The organism is Bradyrhizobium sp. JYMT SZCCT0428 (assembly GCF_018131075.1).
In the GTDB taxonomy this organism is placed as follows: domain Bacteria; phylum Pseudomonadota; class Alphaproteobacteria; order Rhizobiales; family Xanthobacteraceae; genus Bradyrhizobium.
This window is the reverse complement of the sequence record NZ_JAFCLS010000003.1, coordinates 205016-222471: the sequence shown is the minus strand read 5'-3', so window position 1 is coordinate 222471 and position 17456 is coordinate 205016. Positions and strand designations below refer to the sequence as shown.

Below are 17456 nucleotides of genomic sequence, written 5' to 3'. Positions count from 1 at the left end.
CTGAAGATTGGAAGCACTCTAAGAGCCGCTTTCCATCAGGGGAAGTTGATTTTAATGATCGAACCGATAAGATATTTTGATGATCCAGATGACGCTGAGACAGCTTCGTTATTTTGATGCGCTGGGCCGTCACGGCCATTTCGGGCGCGCGGCGGAAGCCTGCTCGATCTCGCAGCCGGCCCTGTCGATGCAAATCAAGGAAATGGAGCAAGCGCTCGGTGGCGCGCTGCTGGAACGAAGCGCGCGACAGATCACGCTGACGAAGTTCGGCGAAGAGATCGTCCAGCGTGTCCGCGACATCTTGCGCTCGGTCGATGAACTCGGCGACTTCGCGCGCGCGGCGCAGGACCGGCTTGCCGGTCGGCTACGCATCGGCATGATCCCGACGATCGCGCCCTATCTGTTGCCGAAAGTGATCGAGAACCTCGCGCGCATGCATCCGGAACTCGACATCCATGTGCGCGAGACGCTGACGCCGAAGCTTATCAAGGAAGTGACCGAAGGCCGGCTCGATACGGCGATCGTGGCATTGCCGGTATCGGAGCCGTCGCTGACCGAGGTCGCGTGCTTTTCCGAGAACTTCCTGCTGGTGCGGCCGGGCGAGGACGAGGGCACGCCGGTGCCGAGCCACGAGACGCTGCGCGAGATGCGGCTATTGCTGCTCGAAGAGGGACATTGTTTCCGCGACCAGGCGCTGTCGTTCTGCAACATGCAATCGCCGCCGCGCGAGGTGCTGGACGCAAGCTCGCTGTCGACGCTCGTTCAGATGGTCGGCGCCGGCATCGGCGTCACCCTGATTCCGGAAATGGCGGTCACGGTGGAAACCCGCTCGGCGCAGGTCTCGGTGGCGCGGTTCTCTAATCCGCAACCGTCGCGGACCATCGGCATGGTCTGGCGCAAGACCAGCCCGCTGGCCGCACAGCTGCAGCAAATCTCGGAAGTGGTCTGCCTCGCCGCCGACGCCCTGCGCGAACAGCGCAACGCGAGGCCCTCGCCGCGAACATCGCGGGCGCGATAAGCGGCGGCCTCCCGGCCGCGCTTTATTTTCTTGTTGGCCATATATCTTGCTAGCCATGCCTCCTGCTGCCCAACTACCTCAAAGACAATTGAGCAGTGGCTCTCCGCGATTCGCCCGAAATCGCCGGCCAGTCGACCGCACGAAATAAAGTTGACCAACATATCGCTCGACGTTGAACCGTTCGTCCTAGGCGTAGTGCGTTGCCAATTCGCGTCAGACGCGCAATGAAGATGGCATTGTCCGCCCCCGCCGATGAAAGGTTCCGCTATGATGCAGCTCTATTGGTCGCCCCGCTCGCGTTCGTTTTCCTCGCTGTGGCTGTTCGAAGAGACCGGGCAACCCTATGAACGCGTGCTGACGGACATCTCGACCGGCGCACAGCGCAAGCTCGAATATCTGGCGATCAATCCGATGGGCAAGGTGCCGGCGCTCCGGGATGGCGAGGCGACGCTTGCCGAGGCCGCCGCGATCGCGGCCTATGTCGCCGAGCGCTATCCGGAAGCGAAGCTGGCGCCGCCGCTCGGAGATTCGCTGCGCGCAAAGTATCTCTACTGGCTGTTCTTCAGCCCCGGTTGTATCGAGCCTGCGATCGTGCAGCTCGCGACCAAGATCGAAATGAATCCGGTCGCGGCCGGCTGGGGCGATTCGCAACGCGTGATCGACGTGCTCGACAACGCGCTGGAGAAAGGCCCATGGATTCTCGGCGACAATTTTTCCGCAGCCGACATCATCATTGGCTCCGGGCTGAATTTCGCCGTGCGGCTGTTCAAGATGGTGCCGTCGCGGCCGTCGTTCGACGCCTATATCGATCGATGCGCGGCACGGCCGGCGTTCCAGCGTGCCGAAAAGATCGCGGCGGGATAGACCGAACTGTCGTCACCCGCGAAAGCGGGTGACCCAGTATTCCAGAGACATCAGTAATTGAATCGAGAAGCCGCGGCGTACTGGATGCCCCGCTTTCGCGGGGCACGACAAATCACGCATCCATGCGCTTGAACACCAGCGTGGCGTTGGTGCCGCCGAAACCGAACGAGTTCGACAGCACGGTGCCGAGCTTGGCGTTGTCGATGCGCTTGCGCACGATCGGCATGTCGGCGAACACCGGATCGAGTTCGGTGATGTTGGCGCTCTCGCAGACAAAACCGTTGTTCATCATCAGCAGCGAATAGATCGCTTCCTGGACGCCGGTGGCGCCGAGCGAATGGCCGGTCAGCGCCTTGGTCGCCGAGATCGGCGGGCATTTTTCGCCGGTGCCGAACACCTTGCGGATCGCCTCGATCTCGGGCGGATCGCCGGCGGGCGTCGAGGTGGCGTGCGGATTGATGTAGTCGATCGGCGTCTTCACGGTCTCCATCGCCATGCGCATGCAGCGCTCGGCGCCTTCGCCCGACGGCGCCACCATGTCGTAGCCATCAGACGTCGCGCCATAGCCGACCACTTCGGCATAGATGCGCGCGCCGCGCGCCTTGGCGTGTTCGAGTTCTTCCAGCACCACCACGCCGGCGCCGCCCGCAATGACGAAGCCGTCGCGGCTGACGTCATAGGGACGCGACGCGGTGGCGGGCGTGGCGTTGTATTTCGAGGACATCGCGCCCATGGCGTCGAACAGCACCGACAGCGACCAGTCGAGTTCCTCGCAGCCGCCCGCGAAGATCACATCCTGCTTGCCGATCTGGATCGTCTCATAGGCATTGCCGATGCAATGGTTGGAGGTCGCGCAGGCCGACGAGATCGAATAGTTCACGCCCTTGATCTTGAACCAGGTCGCCAGCGTGGCTGAGGCGGTCGACGACATCGCCTTCGGCACCGCGAACGGCCCCACGCGCTTGGGACCCTTGGTCCTGGTGATATCGGCGGCTTCGACGATGGTGCGCGCGGACGGTCCGCCGGAGCCCATGATGATGCCGGTGCGGACGTCGGAAACTTCGGTCGGGCTGAGACCGGAATCCTGGATCGCCTGCTCCATCGCGATGTGATTCCACGCCGCGCCCTCGCCGAGGAAGCGCATCGCGCGCCGGTCGATGACGTCGGCGGGATTGATGGTCGGCGCGCCCTGCACCTGCGAGCGGAAGCCGAGCTCGGCGTATTTTTCCGCGCGCGTGATCCCGGATTTCGCCTCGTGAAGGCTCGCAAGCACTTCATGGGTGTTATTTCCGATGGATGAGACGATGCCCATCCCCGTGATGACAACCCGCCTCATGATCGCCTCGTCCTGTCGTTTGCGTTTTGTGTGATGGCCGCCGTCAAACCGAATGCCGCCTCATTGGAGATCCGGTAACTTACGCTCCCGGCAATGCGGCACCCTGCTTTAGCAGCCCCACCCTCAGATCCTTCGCGCGATAGATAATCTCGCCGTCGGCCGAAAGCCAGCCGTCGGCGATACCCAGCCAGAGCTTTAGACGCATCACGCGCTTGATATCGACGTTGTACACAATCTTGCGGACGTTCGGCATCACCTGACCGGAGAACTTCAGTTCGCCGAGGCCCAACGCCCGGCCGCGGCCCTCGCCGCCGGTCCAGCCGAGATAAAAGCCGACCATCTGCCACAGCGCGTCGAGGCCGAGACAGCCCGGCATCACCGGATCGCCTTTGAAATGGCAGCCGAAGAACCAGAGATCCGGGTTCACGTCGAGTTCGGCGCGAACGATGCCCTTGCCGTATTCCCCGCCGGTTTCCGAAATTTCGGTGATGCGATCGAACATCAGCATCGGCGGCAGCGGCAGTTGCGCATTTCCCGGGCCGAATAGCTCGCCACGGCCGCACGCCAGCAAATCCTCGTATTCGTAACCGCCGCGGCGATCCAGCATCGTTTCAGCCTCTCTAAGATGTCCCGATGAGCGCTTTCGAGCGAACCGGACCGGTTTCCCGCGGAAGAATGTCTGTTTCCCGCAAATTGGCGCTACTTACGGTACCACCGGCAAATGTCCCTGCCGAATATGCATATGTGGTCCGCGCGCTCTGTAACATAGGCCTTGGCGGGCGGCAAAGCACTGGATACGGGCTAAAAACACCATATCCCATCGTGGGTTCCGCCTTAACCTTGGGATCGTTCTAGTTGCGAAAAACTTGCATCTAAAGGATTTCCTTTTATATTGGGCAAGAATATTGCCCAAGTTTGTCAGCGTGGTACTGAAGTGGAAATGAACGACCAGGTCTCGACTGTGAACGACGACGCCGCTGACTCAGCCACCCTGGATTCGGCCGCCCACGCTGCCGGCCATCAACCGGCGTTGACCGGCTGTCCCTGGCACGACGTCAACGAAATGCTGCAAGCTGCCGGCCTGCGGCCGACCCGCCAGCGCATGGCGCTCGGCTGGCTGCTGTTCGGCAAGGGCGCGCGGCATCTGACCGCTGAAATGCTGTACGAGGAAGCGACCCTGGCCAAGGTGCCTGTCTCGCTCGCCACCGTCTACAACACGCTCAACCAGCTCACCGATGCCGGCCTGCTGCGCCAGGTCAGCGTTGACGGCACGAAGACCTATTTCGACACCAACGTGACGGCGCATCACCACTTTTATCTCGAGAACAACCACGAGCTGGTCGACATTCCCGATCCGCATCTGGTGCTGTCGCGGATGCCCGACGTGCCCGAAGGTTACGAGATCGCCCGCGTCGACATGGTCGTGCGGCTGCGCAAGAAGCGCTGAGCTTTATCAGCTCGTCGTCCCGGCGAAGGCCGGGACCCATAACCACAAATATTTATTGTTGAGGGAAGGCGTCTAGCTGCCTGCCTTACCGATCGGCTGCGGCGTATGGGTCCCGGCGTTCGCCGGGACGACGCAAGAGTTGATGCTTGTCGCGCCTAACTCAATCCACCTTCTCGTCGGCGTAGACGCCCCACAGCCGCTGCTGTTCGATCCAGCCGTCAAACCCGTTGCCGATGACGCGGCACCAGCCGGCGGCGCATTTCTTGACCTGGGCGACGACGCCGGCCTGCAGGCGCGCGGCCACCGCGCTGGACGGATCGGCGCGATCGTAGAGCGGCGCGAGTTCGTCCTTGGTCTTCATGGTGACGACGGCGGTGCGGCGGCCCGACAACAGGGAGTGATAGACCCAGCCTTCGGCGCCTTCGGAATCGCGCACCCGGCGCCAGTTCTCGAATTCAGCTGTTATTTCGACCGGCAGGCCGGAGCGGGTGTAGACCCAGGCGACGTCATTGTCCTTGGTCGGACCGGCCCTGACGTTCACATGATCGGATTTGAGGCTGACATAACGCGGCACCGGGAGGCCGCTGGTGGTGGAGCCTGCTTCCTTGGCTGAAAAACCTGTGCTGACCGACGCACCCAGCATGCACCCTGCCAACACCGCCATCGAACAGAAACGCCCCAACGCCATCAACTCGTCTCCTGCCGAAAACCTTTCAACTCGAATTCTTCGAGTTGAAACAATCCACTCAACGCCTGAAACCCAGGACCCTTAAACCTAAGACCCCTAAACCCAAGACCCTTAAACTCAGGTCCCCCTGTGCCCGCCCTGGTCGCAACTCGGATTGTCGTTCCCGAGGGGTTCTTGTCTTGGCCCGGCCTTCTGCTAGAGAGGACGGAACGCTTGAGAACCAGAACGCCCGAATTTCCCTGATTACCTTGACCCTTCCTTTGGCAGCCCCGAGGTAAGGATCGAGGAACCCGAGGAACCGCTAAGGAAACCCAAGGAAACGACCAGGTAGCCGTTCGAACCGCGCAGCGAATGCAGTGTCGAACAACCAGGTTAATGAGGCCTCAACGGCGAAGCTTCTGACTCGCCAAAGGTTGGGCAAGTCATTGCCTCATGAGAGCAGGACATGTCGGTTAAGAAAAAACCTCTCGTCGTCGTCACCCGCAAGCTCCCGGACTCGATCGAGACCCGGATGCGCGAACTGTTCGATGCGCGGTTAAATCTCGACGACACGCCGATGACGCCGGAACAGATCGCCGAGGCGGTCCGTACCGCCGACGTGCTGGTGCCGACCGTGACCGACCTGGTCAACGAGGAAATCCTCAAGCAGCCCGACTGCAAGCTGCGGATGATCGCCAATTTCGGCAATGGCGTCGACAATATCGACGTCACGGCGGCACAGGCGCGCGGCATCACCGTGACCAACACGCCGAAAGTTTTGACCGAAGACACCGCCGACATGACCATGGCGCTGATTCTCGCGGTGCCGCGGCGACTGATCGAGGGCGCCTCGATTCTCACCGACGGCAAGAACTGGCCGGGCTGGTCGCCGACCTGGATGCTCGGTCATCGCATCGGCGGCAAACGCCTCGGCATCATCGGCATGGGCCGCATCGGCCAGGCGGTGGCGCGCCGGGCGCGCGCCTTCGGCCTGCAGATCCACTATCACAACCGCCGTCCCGTCGCGCCCGTGATCGCCGACGAATTGGGCGCGACCTATTGGGAAAGCCTCGACCAGATGCTGGCGCGGATGGACATCATCTCGGTGAACTGTCCGCACACCCCCGCGACGTTCCATCTGCTGTCGGCACGGCGCTTAAAGCTGATCCGGAAAGAGGCCTATATCGTCAACACCGCGCGCGGCGAGGTGATCGACGAGGACACGCTGATCAAGCTGATCGAAGGTGGCGAGATCGGCGGCGCCGGGCTCGACGTCTACGAGCATGAGCCCGCCGTCAATCCAAAACTGGTTCGGCTGGCCAAGGCCGGCAAGGTCACGCTGCTGCCGCATATGGGCTCGGCCACGATCGAAGGCCGCGTCGAGATGGGCGAGAAGGTGATCATCAATATCCGGACCTTCCTCGACAACCACAAGCCGCCGGACCGCGTGCTGCCCAGCATGCTGTGAGGCGTCCACCGAGGATGATGTGAGCGAAGCCCACGCATCGCTGCTGAACCGTCTCGCCGCCACCATCGTCGCACTGCATCCCACGCGGATCATTCGCGTCGCGATCGACGGTGTCGATGGCGCGGGCAAGACCACGCTGGCGGATGCGCTGGCGCCGCTCGTGGCAGCACAAGGCCGCCCGACGATCCGCGCCTCGGTCGATGATTTCCATCATCCACGCTCGGTACGATACGCGCGCGGCCGGTATTCACCTGATGGCTTTTTTCTCGACTCGTACGACTACGATTCATTTCGGACGCTGTTGCTCGATCCCTTGAGTCCCGGTGGCTCCGCTCGATACGTCGCAAGGCGTTTTGATCTCGACAACGACCGGCCGTTCGAACCGCTCACGCAGCAGGCGCCGCCAACCGCCGCGCTGATCGTTGACGGCATCTTCCTGCACCGCCCCGAGCTTCGAGCCTATTGGGATCTCTCGATATTTCTGAAGGTCGACTTCGATGTCTCCGTGCCGCGCGGCGCGCAGCGAGGTGCGGATTTTGGCGCGTCCGATCCGGCTTCGCCGTCCAACCAGCGCTATGTCGGCGGCCAGCAACGGTATCTGAGCGAGTGCAACCCGGAACAACGCGCGGCTATCGTGATCGGCTACAACGACCTGCGCGAGCCGCAGATATTGAAGTGGCCACGGGCATAGCCGGCGCTCTGCTCGCCCGGACACGCCGGTTTCAGGCTGTCACCTCGGGAACAGCGCTTCGGTTCGGTCTCAGGCATTCTCCAGATCACAGGAAACGAACGCGGTGGTCGCGTTCACCTGCCAGATGGAGAACTGCCATGAATACCCAGAATGCTCAGATCGATGCGCTTTCCGACGAAGAACTCAACGCCGTCTCGGGTGGCAAAGACCGGGTTCAGGTGACCAAGGAGCAGTATGAACAGATCCTCGAGGTCAAGTTTATGTTCGCCAGCCTCAAGAAGTAAGCCCGAATGCCCTGAGCGGATTAGCACGCAGTCCTCCGCCTTGGAAAATACCAGTACGGCGGATCAGGCCTCATGGCCGGTCCGCCGGACTTGTAAGGAATGCAACTTCCCTCCAGCGGAAGCTACGCCGTCTTTTCTTTCCGTCTCTCGCGCTTGCGCCATTCCCCGACAAACGAGACGAATGCGCCCAGCGCCGGCGGCGGCTGGCGGCGGCTCGGGTAGTACAGAAACGGTCCGGGAAACGGCGCGCACCAGTCGTCGAGCACGCTGACCAACGCACCAGATTTGATGCCAAAGCGTACATAACCTTCAAACGTCAACCAGAAGCCGATCCCATCATGGACGGCGCGCAGCGCGAGGCCGAGATAGGTCGCGACCAGTTTTGCCGGCGGCGAAACCACCACGACACGTCCCGCCTTCTCGAATTCCCAATCCAGCATGGCACCGCTGCCGAACCGGGTGCGGATGCAGGCGTGATCGAGCAGATCCTTCGGCTGCATCGGCTTGCCGTGTCGCGCCACATATTCCTTCGATGCCACCACCGCGTAGCGCTGCGGCGCCCCGAGTGAAACCGCAATCATGTCCTGTGCCAGATGCTCGCCGTAGCGCACGCCGGCGTCAAAACCGCCGGCGACGATATCGACGAATGCACTCTCGCCGACGATCTCCAGTTCGATCTGCGGATACTTTGCAAGAAACGGCGCGACCATCGGCGCCAGCACCAGATCGATCGCCGGCGGCGGCGCATTGATGCGCAGGCGGCCCGACGGCACGCCGCGCAGGCCGCGCACCTGATCCAGCGCGTCGCCGACATCCGACATCGCCGGGCCGACCCGGGCCAACAGCAGCTCGCCGGCTTCGGTTAGCGCAACACTGCGGGTGGTGCGGTTCATCAGGCGGACGCCAAGCCGCTCCTCCATGTCACGCAGCCGCTGGCTGAGGCTGGAGACGGAGACGCGCTGCTCGATCGCGGCGCGCCGGAAATTCCGGGTGCGCGCCACGGCGACGAAGGCATCGAGATCGCGGAGGTCAAAATCCTGCATTGTTCGGTATACTGAACAAACTATTTAGCATTGTCCAGCTTATCGCTGTAATCGCGATCGGCGATACCAGCCTCGTCAACCCGGCGCGGGAATCCCACGCCAATACGAGGAGAGCCACCATGGAACACCGCAAACTCGGCAAAACCGGCCCCGACGTCGCCGCCATCGGTCTCGGCTGCATGGGCATGTCGGACTTTTATGGTCCGGCCGACCGCGGCGAGAGCATCGCGACCATCCACGCCGCGCTCGACGCCGGCATCACCCTGCTCGACACCGGTGATTTCTATGGCCCCGGCCACAATGAACTGCTGATCCGCGAGGCGCTCGCCGGCTGCAGCCGCGACAATCTGCAGATCAGCGTCAAATTCGGCGCGCTGCGCGATCCTGCCCGCGCTTTCATAGGCATGGATTGCCGGCCCGAAGCGGTGAGGAATTTCCTGAGCTATTCGCTGCAGCGGCTCGGCGTCGATCACATCGACATCTACCGGCCGGCGCGGCTCGATCCGGCGGTGCCGATCGAAGATACGGTCGGCGCCATCGCCGACATGATCAAGGCCGGCTATGTCAAGCATATCGGCCTGTCCGAAGTCGGCTCCGACACCATCCGCCGCGCCCATGCCGTGCATCCGATCGCCGATCTGCAGATCGAATATCGCTGATCTCGCGCGGCATCGAGGACGATATCCTGCCGACCTGCCGCGAACTCGGTATCGGCGTCACCGCCTATGGCGTGCTGTCGCGCGGCCTGATCAGCGGACACTGGTCGAAAGATAAGTCCGGCGCGCAGGACTTCCGGCAGATGGGCCCGCGCTTCCAGGGCGCCAATCTCGACGCCAATCTGGCGCTGGTCGAGCCGCTGCGCGCGGTCGCCGCCGAACTCGGCGTATCGGTGGCGCAGGTCGCGATTGCCTGGGTCGCCGCGCAGGGCACCGACATCGTGCCGCTGGTCGGCGCCCGCCGCCGCGACCGTCTGACCGAAGCGCTCGGCGCGCTCGACGTGAAGCTGACGGCAGCGCATCTGGCCAAGCTCGCCGCCGCGTTCCCGCCGGGTGCTGCTGCCGGCACACGCTATGCCGCTGAGCAAATGACGCATCTCGACAGCGAGAAAAAGCAGGCCTGAAAGCAATCGAACCGGTTCCCCGCGCGCCCGCTCGCAGGGCGCGCGAGGGCTGCGTGAGGAAAATCACGGTAACTCATCCAGTCTGTCCCTAGCCTCCTGTAGCAGCCGAAGCGGATGGCCCCTTCGTCTCGCAACAGGAGAAGACAGATGAAGAAGTCCGACATTAACGCAGTCGAGCCTGCGAAGCCCGCGCTCGAAGCACCGGTCCAGCTCACCCCGGAGCAGCTTGAAATCGTCGCAGCCGGTTTCAGGGCTGCGATCAACCGCGGAACGCTGGGCGATATCATCAAGGATATCACCATCTTCGGCAGATTTCCGACGCCGACGATGCCGGTACCCACAAAGACGGTTCTATTCTGAGTCGATCAAGAGACGAGATGGCGTTCGGCGCGTCGTGCGTCGGACGCCATCCCGGACGCCTTTTCATTTCAGGATAGACGCAGCTCACCCGGCACGCGCAGCGAGATAGAGGGATTCATGTCCAAGGATTTAAAGAAGCAGATCGACTGCCCGAGTTCGCAGGCGACCGACGAGGGCGCCCGAATCTTTGGCGTAATCACCGGTACGCCGGAGCAGCACCGGGTCGGATATCTCACCGAGACCGTGCCAATCTCCGAACAGGTCCTTGCCCTTGCGGGAGATGCCAAGCCCACGGAACTGTTCCGCATCGCGGCACCCTGCGCGGGCGCCAGCGGCGGCTGCAAGCATTTCAAGGGTAACAGCTGTAGCCTGGCCAAAAGGATCGTTGAAGGCGTCCCAGCTGTCGTGAACGCGCTTCCCGCCTGCGAAATTCGCCCCACCTGCCGCTGGTTCCGTCAGGAAGGCAAAGAGGCCTGCTTCCGTTGCCCGCAGGTCATGACGGATAAGTCAAACGCGTCTGACTACGAGAAGCAGATTGCCGACATCGACTAGAGCCTTTTCCGTTCCGATTAGGTCGGAACGGGGCTCCATATTTTGTTTTGACGCGTTTTCTTAGCGCGGACCGGGATCCACTTCGCTGGAAAACGCTTTAGGACGGATGCCCGCCAGTCCTCACCGGTGCGCACTTAGATCGGTGATCGTGGGCGCATCGCCATTGAGCGGATTGGCCGGATCGCGCCGGTAGCGCAGGGTTTCGAACCGCATCGCGCGGGCATCCACCATGACCAGCCGTCCGACCAGGCTGTCGCCGAAGCCGACGATTTCGCGAATCGCTTCCAGCGCCATCATCGATCCCAGCATGCCCGCGAGAGCGCCCATCACGCCGGCCTCGGCGCAGGCCGGCACCGTGCCCGGCGGCGGCGCCTCGGGAAACAGACAGCGATAGGTCGGATTGAACTCGCCGTCGGCGCCCCGTTCGTGGGCGCGGATCGTGGTCAGCGATCCGTCGAACTGGCCGAGCGCCGCCGTGATCAGCGGCTTGGCCGCGAGGAAGCAGGCGTCGGAAACCAGATAGCGGGTTTCGAAATTGTCTGACCCGTCGAGCACCAGATCATAGCCGCCGATCAGCGACATGGCGTTATCAGCGTTGAGGCGCACGGCGTGCGCTTCGAAGTTGACATGCGGGTTGAGCGCGTCGATCTGCTGGGCGGCACTGTCGACCTTGCGCTTGCCGATATCGGGCGTGGTGTGGATGATCTGACGCTGCAAATTGGACAGCGAGACGATATCGTCGTCGACCACGCCGAGCGTGCCGATCCCAGCGGCGGCGAGATACATCAGGACCGGGGCGCCGAGACCGCCGGCGCCGATCACCAGCACGGATGCCTCCTTCAGGGCGGTCTGGCCGGGGCCACCGACCTCGCGCAGCACGATGTGGCGGGCATAGCGTTCGAGTTCGTCGGCGGTCAGCATCGTCGGTCTATTCCCATGCGCCGTTCCGTGAACCGGGGCGCTGTTGTTGCTGACCAAGCAGATGTGCTTAATTGACCCGAGGTCAATGATCGCTCCAATATTCCCTCCCGATTCCGAGTATTCCCTGGGATTTGTCATGAGATCGGTGTTTTCAGCAACATTGATGGTCTCGGCCGCCATTTTCGCGAGCCTGGGATCATCAGCTCAGGCCCAGTTGACGCCGCCCTCCACGGCCGGCGCCAAGCCGAAGCCGGTCACGACGGTGCCGATCCGGCCCGCGCTGCAAAAGCCCGAGGAGACCGCCAACGCGATGTCGCAGGCCGAACGGCTGGCGCTGCAATCGGACCTTGCCTGGGTTGGCCAGTACAATGGCGCGATCACCGGCGATGTCAGCGAGCGCATGGTCAAGGCGATCAAGGAATTCCAGAAGAGCCGCGGGGCCAAGGAGACCGGCGTGCTCAATCCGCAGGAGCGCGGCGTCCTCGCCGACACCGCCCGGAAGCGGCAGGAAAATGTCGGCTGGAAGATCGTCACCGATCCCCTCACCGGCGTGCGGCTCGGCATTCCCTCCAAGCTGGTGCCACAGCAGGCCAGCGACGCCAACGGCACCAAATGGACGTCGCCGACCGGAACCATCCAGATTCAACTGACGCGGCGCAAGGAAGCCACGCCCTCCACGGCGAAGCTCGCCGAGCTGGAAAAGAAGGAAGCCCAGCGCAAGATCGATTACACGGTGGTGAAGCCGGATTTCTTCGTGCTGTCCGGCCTGCAGGGCCTGAAGAAGTTCTATGTGCGCGGCACCTTCAAGGGCGATGAAGTCCGCATCCTCACCATCCTCTACGATCAGGCCACGGAAAACACCGTGGAGCCGGTGGTGATTGCGATGTCGAGCGCATTCAACGCGTTTCCAACCGGCCCGCAGGTCGCGGGCCCCCCGCCGCGCAAGACCGTGGAATATGGCACCGGAATCGTGGTCAGCGACGACGGCGCGATCATCACCGACCGCCAGATCACCGACGGCTGCGTCGCGGTCGCGATCGCGGGGTTCGGCAATGCCGACCGTGTGGCCGAGGACAAGGAGCACGATCTCGCTTTGCTGCGCATCTATGGCGCGCGCGGACTGAAGCCGCTCAACCTCGCGAGCCCGACCTCGAAGACGGCGCTCGACCTGACCGGCATTGCCGATCCGCAGAACCAGGGCGGCGGCGGTGCCGTCAGCAGTCTCAAGGCCTCGGTCGCGCAACTTGGCGGCAGCAGCGACGTCGCGTTGTCGCCGCCACCCGCGCTCGGCTTTTCCGGCGCGGCCGCGCTCGACAGCGACGGCAAATTCGCCGGCATCGCGCTGCTGAAGCCGGTGGTCGTTGCAGGACCGGCGAACGGCGCCGCACAGGCGGTGCTGGTGACATCAGATGCCGTGCGCTATTTCCTCAAGGCCAATGGCGTAAATGGCGCAAGCGGATCACCGGACGCAAAAGCATCCGTGGTGCGCGTGATCTGCGTGCGGAAGTAAACAGACGATGTCATTGCGGGACCGAAGCGATTCCGTTCCGATTGAATCGGAACGGAGCTCTGGATTCTCGTTCTGACGCGTTTTCTTGACGCGAACCGGTATCCATCCCGCATCAAGTGGGGGACAGGCTTTCACTGGAAAACGCTCTAACCTCCCCGGTTGCGCGGAGAGGCCGATCGGTTGCGGATCAGGCAGCCTTGATGTTGCTGAGGAAGGTCTCGACATGGCTTCGCATTGTCTCGGACTGCCGAGACAATTCGCTGGAGGCCTGCAGCACCTGGTGCGCGGCAGCACCGGTGTCGCCGGCGGCCTGCTGAACGCCACTCACGTTCGACGAGATTTCGCCGGTGCCGAGCGCCGCCTGCTGCACGTTGCGGGCGATCTCCTGAGTCGCCGAGCCCTGTTCTTCCACGGCACCCGCAATCGCGGAGGCGATCTCGCTCATTTCGTTGATGGTCGCGGAGATCCCCTTGATGGCAGCGACGGCTTCGCTCGATGAAGCCTGGATTGACGAGACCTGCGTGCTGATTTGGTCCGTTGCTTTCGCGGTCTGTTCGGCGAGGCTCTTGACCTCGGCCGCCACCACCGCGAAGCCGCGGCCGGCCTCACCGGCGCGCGCCGCCTCGATCGTCGCATTGAGCGCCAGCAGATTGGTCTGGCTGGCGATCTCGCTGATCAGCTTGACGACATCGCCGATGCCGGCGGCGTCCTTGAACAGGCCCTGCACCGTCGCGTTGGTGCGATCGGCTTCGCCCACGGCCTTCTGCGCGATCGAGGCCGACTGCGCGACCTGACGGCTGATCTCGGTAACGGAACTGGCCAGTTCCTCCGACGCAGCCGCGACGGTTTGTACGTTCGTCGAAGCCTCCTCGTCGCAGCCGCCACCGCGGTCGCCTGGTTGCTGGTCTCCTCCGCCGTCGCCGTCATTGACGACGCGGTTGCCTGCAGTTCGGTCGATGCCGACGCCACCGACCTCAGCACCGTCGATATGTTGGCATCGAACGTCTGGGTCAGATCATTGACCCGCGCCGCCCGCGCCACGCGCGCGCTGATGGCTTCGGCTTCCTTTTCGGCGAGCTCCTTGGCCTTGATCATGTTGTCCTTGAAGATCAGGACCGCCCGCGCCATCAGGCCGATTTCGTCCTTCTTGGCGGTCGCCGGGATCGCGACCGAATGATCGCCGCCGGCAAGCTGGCCCATGGCGCCGACCATCTTCAGAATCGGCGGCACGATCGAACGGTTGGTCAGATACACGACAGTTGCCGCAACGCCGATGCCGACACCGAGCAGCACCCAGAGCAGCGTCATCAGGAAACTGGTTTCAGCGAGAACCGCCGCGCCGTCGCGTTTCAGATTGTCTTGCTGGCGCGCGACCATCCCGCCGGAACGCGATCCGGTGGCGTCCTTTGTTCCCGCGAAGATATCGAGCAGTTTGTTGGCGCGGGGAGCCGCCTCGTTGGTCAGGAACCACTGCGCCATGTTCCAGCGGTCCGAGGCCCGGATCTCGAACATCTTCTGCGGCATCGGCGCGAACTTGGCGCGGGCATCGACCAGCGCGTCAAACGCCTTCTGCTGCTCGCTTGTCATTTCCGCGCGTCGCTTCGAGAGCGCCTCGAACTTTGTCTGGTTGAGCGCCCAAAGATCCTCAAACTCCTTCTTGAAGGCCATGTCCGCGGTCAGCAGATAGGCGCGGATCGCGCCGATTGCCATCGCCATACTGCCGCGCATATCTGCAAAACCGATCAACAGGCTCTTGCGCGCATCCGTCGAAGCAATGCCGCCCTCCTCGTCGATGATCGACGTCGCCTTTTGCAGCATGAGTTTCGCCAGCGGCGCGGCCTCGGTGGCGAGAATCTTTGCTGCGGGCTGCTCGTCGATGGTGTGGGCAATTGCTTCGGCCTTGTCCTGCGCGCTGCGCAGTTCGTCGAGCAGTGGCTTGGCCTGCTTCCAGTCCGCCTTGTTCTGTTCGGAGGACCAACGCGTTGAGAGGCCATCCATCTCGGCGCCATGGCGCTGAATGTCTTTCCAGACCAACACGCGCTCGGCCTTGAATGTGTCGTTGCCGGTGATCAGCCAGCCGCGCAGTGAAGCGAGCGAGGCATAGACACCGGCCACCACATCATTCGCGGCCATCGCGGTCGGCACGCGAAGATTGACGGTCCGCTCGGTGGATTCGTTGACGTTGCCAACTTTGACGATGGTGATGACGACCACGCATGCAAGCAATGCGCAGATCACGCTGAAGCCCAAGATCAGACGCCCACGAATATTCAACTTCAGAATTGTCATGGCGAACCTCTCCAGGATGCAGGCGGACAACAACCGTCGGCGCATCAGGATGGGGATTAACCATGAAGAATGGAGAAACAGGCGGCCCGTACTAGTACGCAATTTCCTACCGCGACGACGGAATCGCACGCGGATATCGCGCCGTTTTTCAACCACAACGAAGCTGCGGCAATCTTCGCTGCCGATAAATTGCGTCCACCGATTTGCTACGCCAGCCCGAACCTCACGCCAGCACGCGCGAGGCCGCCGGCGATGCCGATCGGGGTGCCGTCGGCGCGCCAGCAGGCTGCGCCCGACATCCGGCCGTCATCGTGGAATTGAATGGCATTCATGCCGCCGGCCACCGTCGGCACCACCTGCACTCTGTGACCCATGACGGCGAGTTTGGCGCGAACGCTTTCCGGCACCGCCGATTCCACTTCCAGCGCATTGCCCTCGGTCCAGACCCGCGGCGCCTCGACGGCTTCCTGCAGACTCATGCCATGGTCGATCAGATTGATCAGCGCCTGCATCGCGCTCGGAAAGATCCGCTTTCCACCGGGCAAGCCGAGCGCATAGACCAGCTTGCCGTCGCGCAGCGCCATCATTGGCGACATCGAGGTGGTGACGCGCTTGCCCGGCGCCAGTGACAACGCGTGACCGGGCCGGGGATCATAGAGGTTCATGTAGTTGTTCGGCACGGTGCCGAGACCGGGGATCATGACCTTGGCGCCGAAAAGATTGTTGATGGTCTGCGTGGTCGCGACCACGTTGCCAAACGCATCCGCCGCCGTCATATGCGTGGTGTTGATACCTTCGAGCTGCGCGACGCCGGCGCCCCATTGCTGGGCGCGGCCGGGATCGATCGCGCGGCGGCGTTCCCCGGCATAGGCCTTCGACGTCAGCCGCTCCACCGGCACGTTGATGAAATCAGGATCGCCGCTGGCGGCCGCGCGATCGGCAAAAGCGATCTTCAACACTTCGGCGAGATAGTGGATCGTTTCCGCCGAGCCGAATCCAAGTCCCGCGATATCGTAGCCTTCGAGAATGTTGAGCATCTGGGCGATGTGCACGCCGGAGGCCGCGGGCGGCGGTGGTCCCATGATTTGCCAGCCGCGATAGTCGGCGCGAATCGGCTGGCGCTCGACGGTCCTGTAGGTGGTGAGGTCTTCACGGCTGATGAAGCCGCCATGCGCTTTCATGTGGTCGACCAGGATATCGCCGAGCGGCCCCTGGTACAGCGCCGCTGCGCCATGCTGCGAAATGTGAGTCAGCGTCTCCGCATATTCCGTTTGCACCACGCGCTCGCCGGCCTTCAGCGGTGTCCCGTTGGGCAGAAAGACCGCCGAGATCGCCTTGTCCTTCAGCATCTCTGTTGCGCTGTCGCTGATGCATTCGTGCAGATAGGGCGTCGCCGCGTAACCGCGCGCGGCGTGCTTGATCGCCGGCTGCATCACGTCGGCAAGGCTCATGGTGCCGAACCTTTGCAGCGTTTCGCACCAGGCTTTCAGCGATCCCGGCGTCGCCACCGCTTTCGGGCCATTGAGATTTTCATCGCCGACGGTGTCGAACACGTCATGGGCCGAACCCGGCTTCGATCTGAAGGTGTCGGGGCGGACCGACAGCGGCACGGTGCTCTGGCCGTCGATGAAGCGATGGCTGCCGTCGGCGAGGCGAATATGCGCCATGCCGCCGCCGATGATGCCGACCATCATCGGCTCGACCACCGTCAGCGTGAACAGCGTCGCGATCGCCGCATAGATGGCGTTGCCGCCGGCCGCCAGCATCTCGGCGCCCGCGCTCGAAGCCAGCGGATGATTGCTCACCACCATGCCGCGACTGGAAGTCGCCGGCTGCTTCTGACACTGAAAATTGGTGGCCGCGCGATCCCGCCAGTTGCTGGTCAT

The 17456-nt window shown here is 62.9% G+C and carries 17 protein-coding genes and 1 pseudogene; 10 read left to right on the top strand and 8 right to left on the bottom strand.

What is annotated here, in order from left to right; genetic code table 11:
- Positions 1–79: 79 nt before the first annotated feature.
- Complete coding sequence (locus tag JQ575_RS04475; RefSeq protein WP_212032046.1) at positions 80–1018, top strand: LysR substrate-binding domain-containing protein; 939 nt, start codon at positions 80–82, stop codon at positions 1016–1018.
- Positions 1019–1285: 267 nt separating this feature from the next.
- Positions 1286–1882: a glutathione S-transferase family protein gene (locus tag JQ575_RS04470; RefSeq protein WP_212032045.1), complete on the top strand. Its 597-nt coding sequence runs from the start codon at positions 1286–1288 to the stop codon at positions 1880–1882.
- Between the two features lie 112 nt (positions 1883–1994).
- On the opposite strand, the gene fabB is transcribed toward JQ575_RS04470, so the two are convergent.
- Both fabB and fabA read right to left on the bottom strand, forming a co-directional pair.
- A complete protein-coding gene (fabB, locus tag JQ575_RS04465) occupies positions 1995–3218 on the bottom strand; it encodes a beta-ketoacyl-ACP synthase I (RefSeq protein WP_212032044.1) in 1224 nt (407 codons plus the stop codon).
- Positions 3219–3297: 79 nt separating this feature from the next.
- The gene (fabA, locus tag JQ575_RS04460; RefSeq protein ID WP_192736260.1) at positions 3298–3825 is read right to left on the bottom strand and encodes a 3-hydroxyacyl-[acyl-carrier-protein] dehydratase FabA; all 528 of its coding nucleotides are present in this window, start codon (positions 3823–3825) and stop codon (positions 3298–3300) included.
- Between the two features lie 333 nt (positions 3826–4158).
- Here fabA and irrA point away from each other — a divergent pair, with 333 nt between their 5' ends.
- Positions 4159–4665: an iron response transcriptional regulator IrrA gene (gene irrA / locus JQ575_RS04455; RefSeq protein WP_283842581.1), complete on the top strand. Its 507-nt coding sequence runs from the start codon at positions 4159–4161 to the stop codon at positions 4663–4665.
- Between the two features lie 160 nt (positions 4666–4825).
- On the opposite strand, the gene JQ575_RS04450 is transcribed toward irrA, so the two are convergent.
- Positions 4826–5353, bottom strand: a complete 528-nt coding sequence (locus JQ575_RS04450; protein ID WP_192736259.1) for an SH3 domain-containing protein — start codon at positions 5351–5353, stop codon at positions 4826–4828.
- A 445-nt stretch (positions 5354–5798) separates the two neighbouring features.
- Here JQ575_RS04450 and JQ575_RS04445 point away from each other — a divergent pair, with 445 nt between their 5' ends.
- The 3 genes from JQ575_RS04445 to JQ575_RS04435 all read left to right on the top strand — a co-directional run bounded on the left by JQ575_RS04445 (position 5799) and on the right by JQ575_RS04435 (position 7775).
- Positions 5799–6800, top strand: coding sequence for a D-glycerate dehydrogenase (locus tag JQ575_RS04445; protein ID WP_212032043.1), 1002 nt, complete (start codon positions 5799–5801; stop codon positions 6798–6800).
- A gap of 19 nt (positions 6801–6819) precedes the next feature.
- Positions 6820–7491, top strand: coding sequence for a uridine kinase (locus JQ575_RS04440; protein ID WP_212032042.1), 672 nt, complete (start codon positions 6820–6822; stop codon positions 7489–7491).
- A 137-nt stretch (positions 7492–7628) separates the two neighbouring features.
- Positions 7629–7775, top strand: coding sequence for a bacteriocin (locus JQ575_RS04435; RefSeq protein WP_212032041.1), 147 nt, complete (start codon positions 7629–7631; stop codon positions 7773–7775).
- 122 nt (positions 7776–7897) lie between these two features.
- On the opposite strand, the gene JQ575_RS04430 is transcribed toward JQ575_RS04435, so the two are convergent.
- Positions 7898–8818 (bottom strand): LysR family transcriptional regulator, encoded by a 921-nt coding sequence (locus tag JQ575_RS04430; RefSeq protein WP_212032040.1) that lies wholly within the window; start codon positions 8816–8818, stop codon positions 7898–7900.
- A 119-nt stretch (positions 8819–8937) separates the two neighbouring features.
- Between JQ575_RS04430 and JQ575_RS04425 the strand changes: the two are divergent.
- From JQ575_RS04425 to JQ575_RS04415, 3 genes and pseudogenes are all read left to right on the top strand, one after another.
- Positions 8938–9938: pseudogene (locus JQ575_RS04425) on the top strand (aldo/keto reductase).
- 147 nt (positions 9939–10085) lie between these two features.
- On the top strand, positions 10086–10298 hold the full coding sequence (locus tag JQ575_RS04420) for a hypothetical protein (RefSeq protein WP_212032039.1): 213 nt from the start codon (positions 10086–10088) through the stop codon (positions 10296–10298).
- Positions 10299–10415: 117 nt separating this feature from the next.
- On the top strand, positions 10416–10850 hold the full coding sequence (locus JQ575_RS04415; RefSeq protein ID WP_212032038.1) for a hypothetical protein: 435 nt from the start codon (positions 10416–10418) through the stop codon (positions 10848–10850).
- Positions 10851–10970: 120 nt separating this feature from the next.
- Here the strand turns inward: JQ575_RS04415 and JQ575_RS04410 are convergent, their stop codons facing one another.
- Positions 10971–11771 carry a molybdopterin-synthase adenylyltransferase MoeB gene (locus tag JQ575_RS04410; RefSeq protein ID WP_212032037.1) on the bottom strand — a complete coding sequence of 267 codons (801 nt, stop codon included), beginning with the start codon at positions 11769–11771 and terminating at the stop codon, positions 10971–10973.
- A gap of 136 nt (positions 11772–11907) precedes the next feature.
- Between JQ575_RS04410 and JQ575_RS04405 the strand changes: the two genes are divergently transcribed.
- Positions 11908–13281, top strand: a complete 1374-nt coding sequence (locus JQ575_RS04405; RefSeq protein ID WP_212032036.1) for a serine protease — start codon at positions 11908–11910, stop codon at positions 13279–13281.
- A 187-nt stretch (positions 13282–13468) separates the two neighbouring features.
- Here the strand turns inward: JQ575_RS04405 and JQ575_RS44390 are convergent, their stop codons facing one another.
- From JQ575_RS44390 to ggt, 3 genes are all read right to left on the bottom strand, one after another.
- Complete coding sequence (locus tag JQ575_RS44390; protein ID WP_312015880.1) at positions 13469–14038, bottom strand: methyl-accepting chemotaxis protein; 570 nt, start codon at positions 14036–14038, stop codon at positions 13469–13471.
- Positions 13957–15570: a methyl-accepting chemotaxis protein gene (locus JQ575_RS44385; RefSeq protein WP_312015879.1), complete on the bottom strand. Its 1614-nt coding sequence runs from the start codon at positions 15568–15570 to the stop codon at positions 13957–13959. The genes JQ575_RS44390 and JQ575_RS44385 overlap by 82 nt, the downstream gene beginning before the upstream one ends.
- A gap of 206 nt (positions 15571–15776) precedes the next feature.
- Complete coding sequence (gene ggt, locus JQ575_RS04390) at positions 15777–17456, bottom strand: gamma-glutamyltransferase (RefSeq protein ID WP_212032121.1); 1680 nt, start codon at positions 17454–17456, stop codon at positions 15777–15779.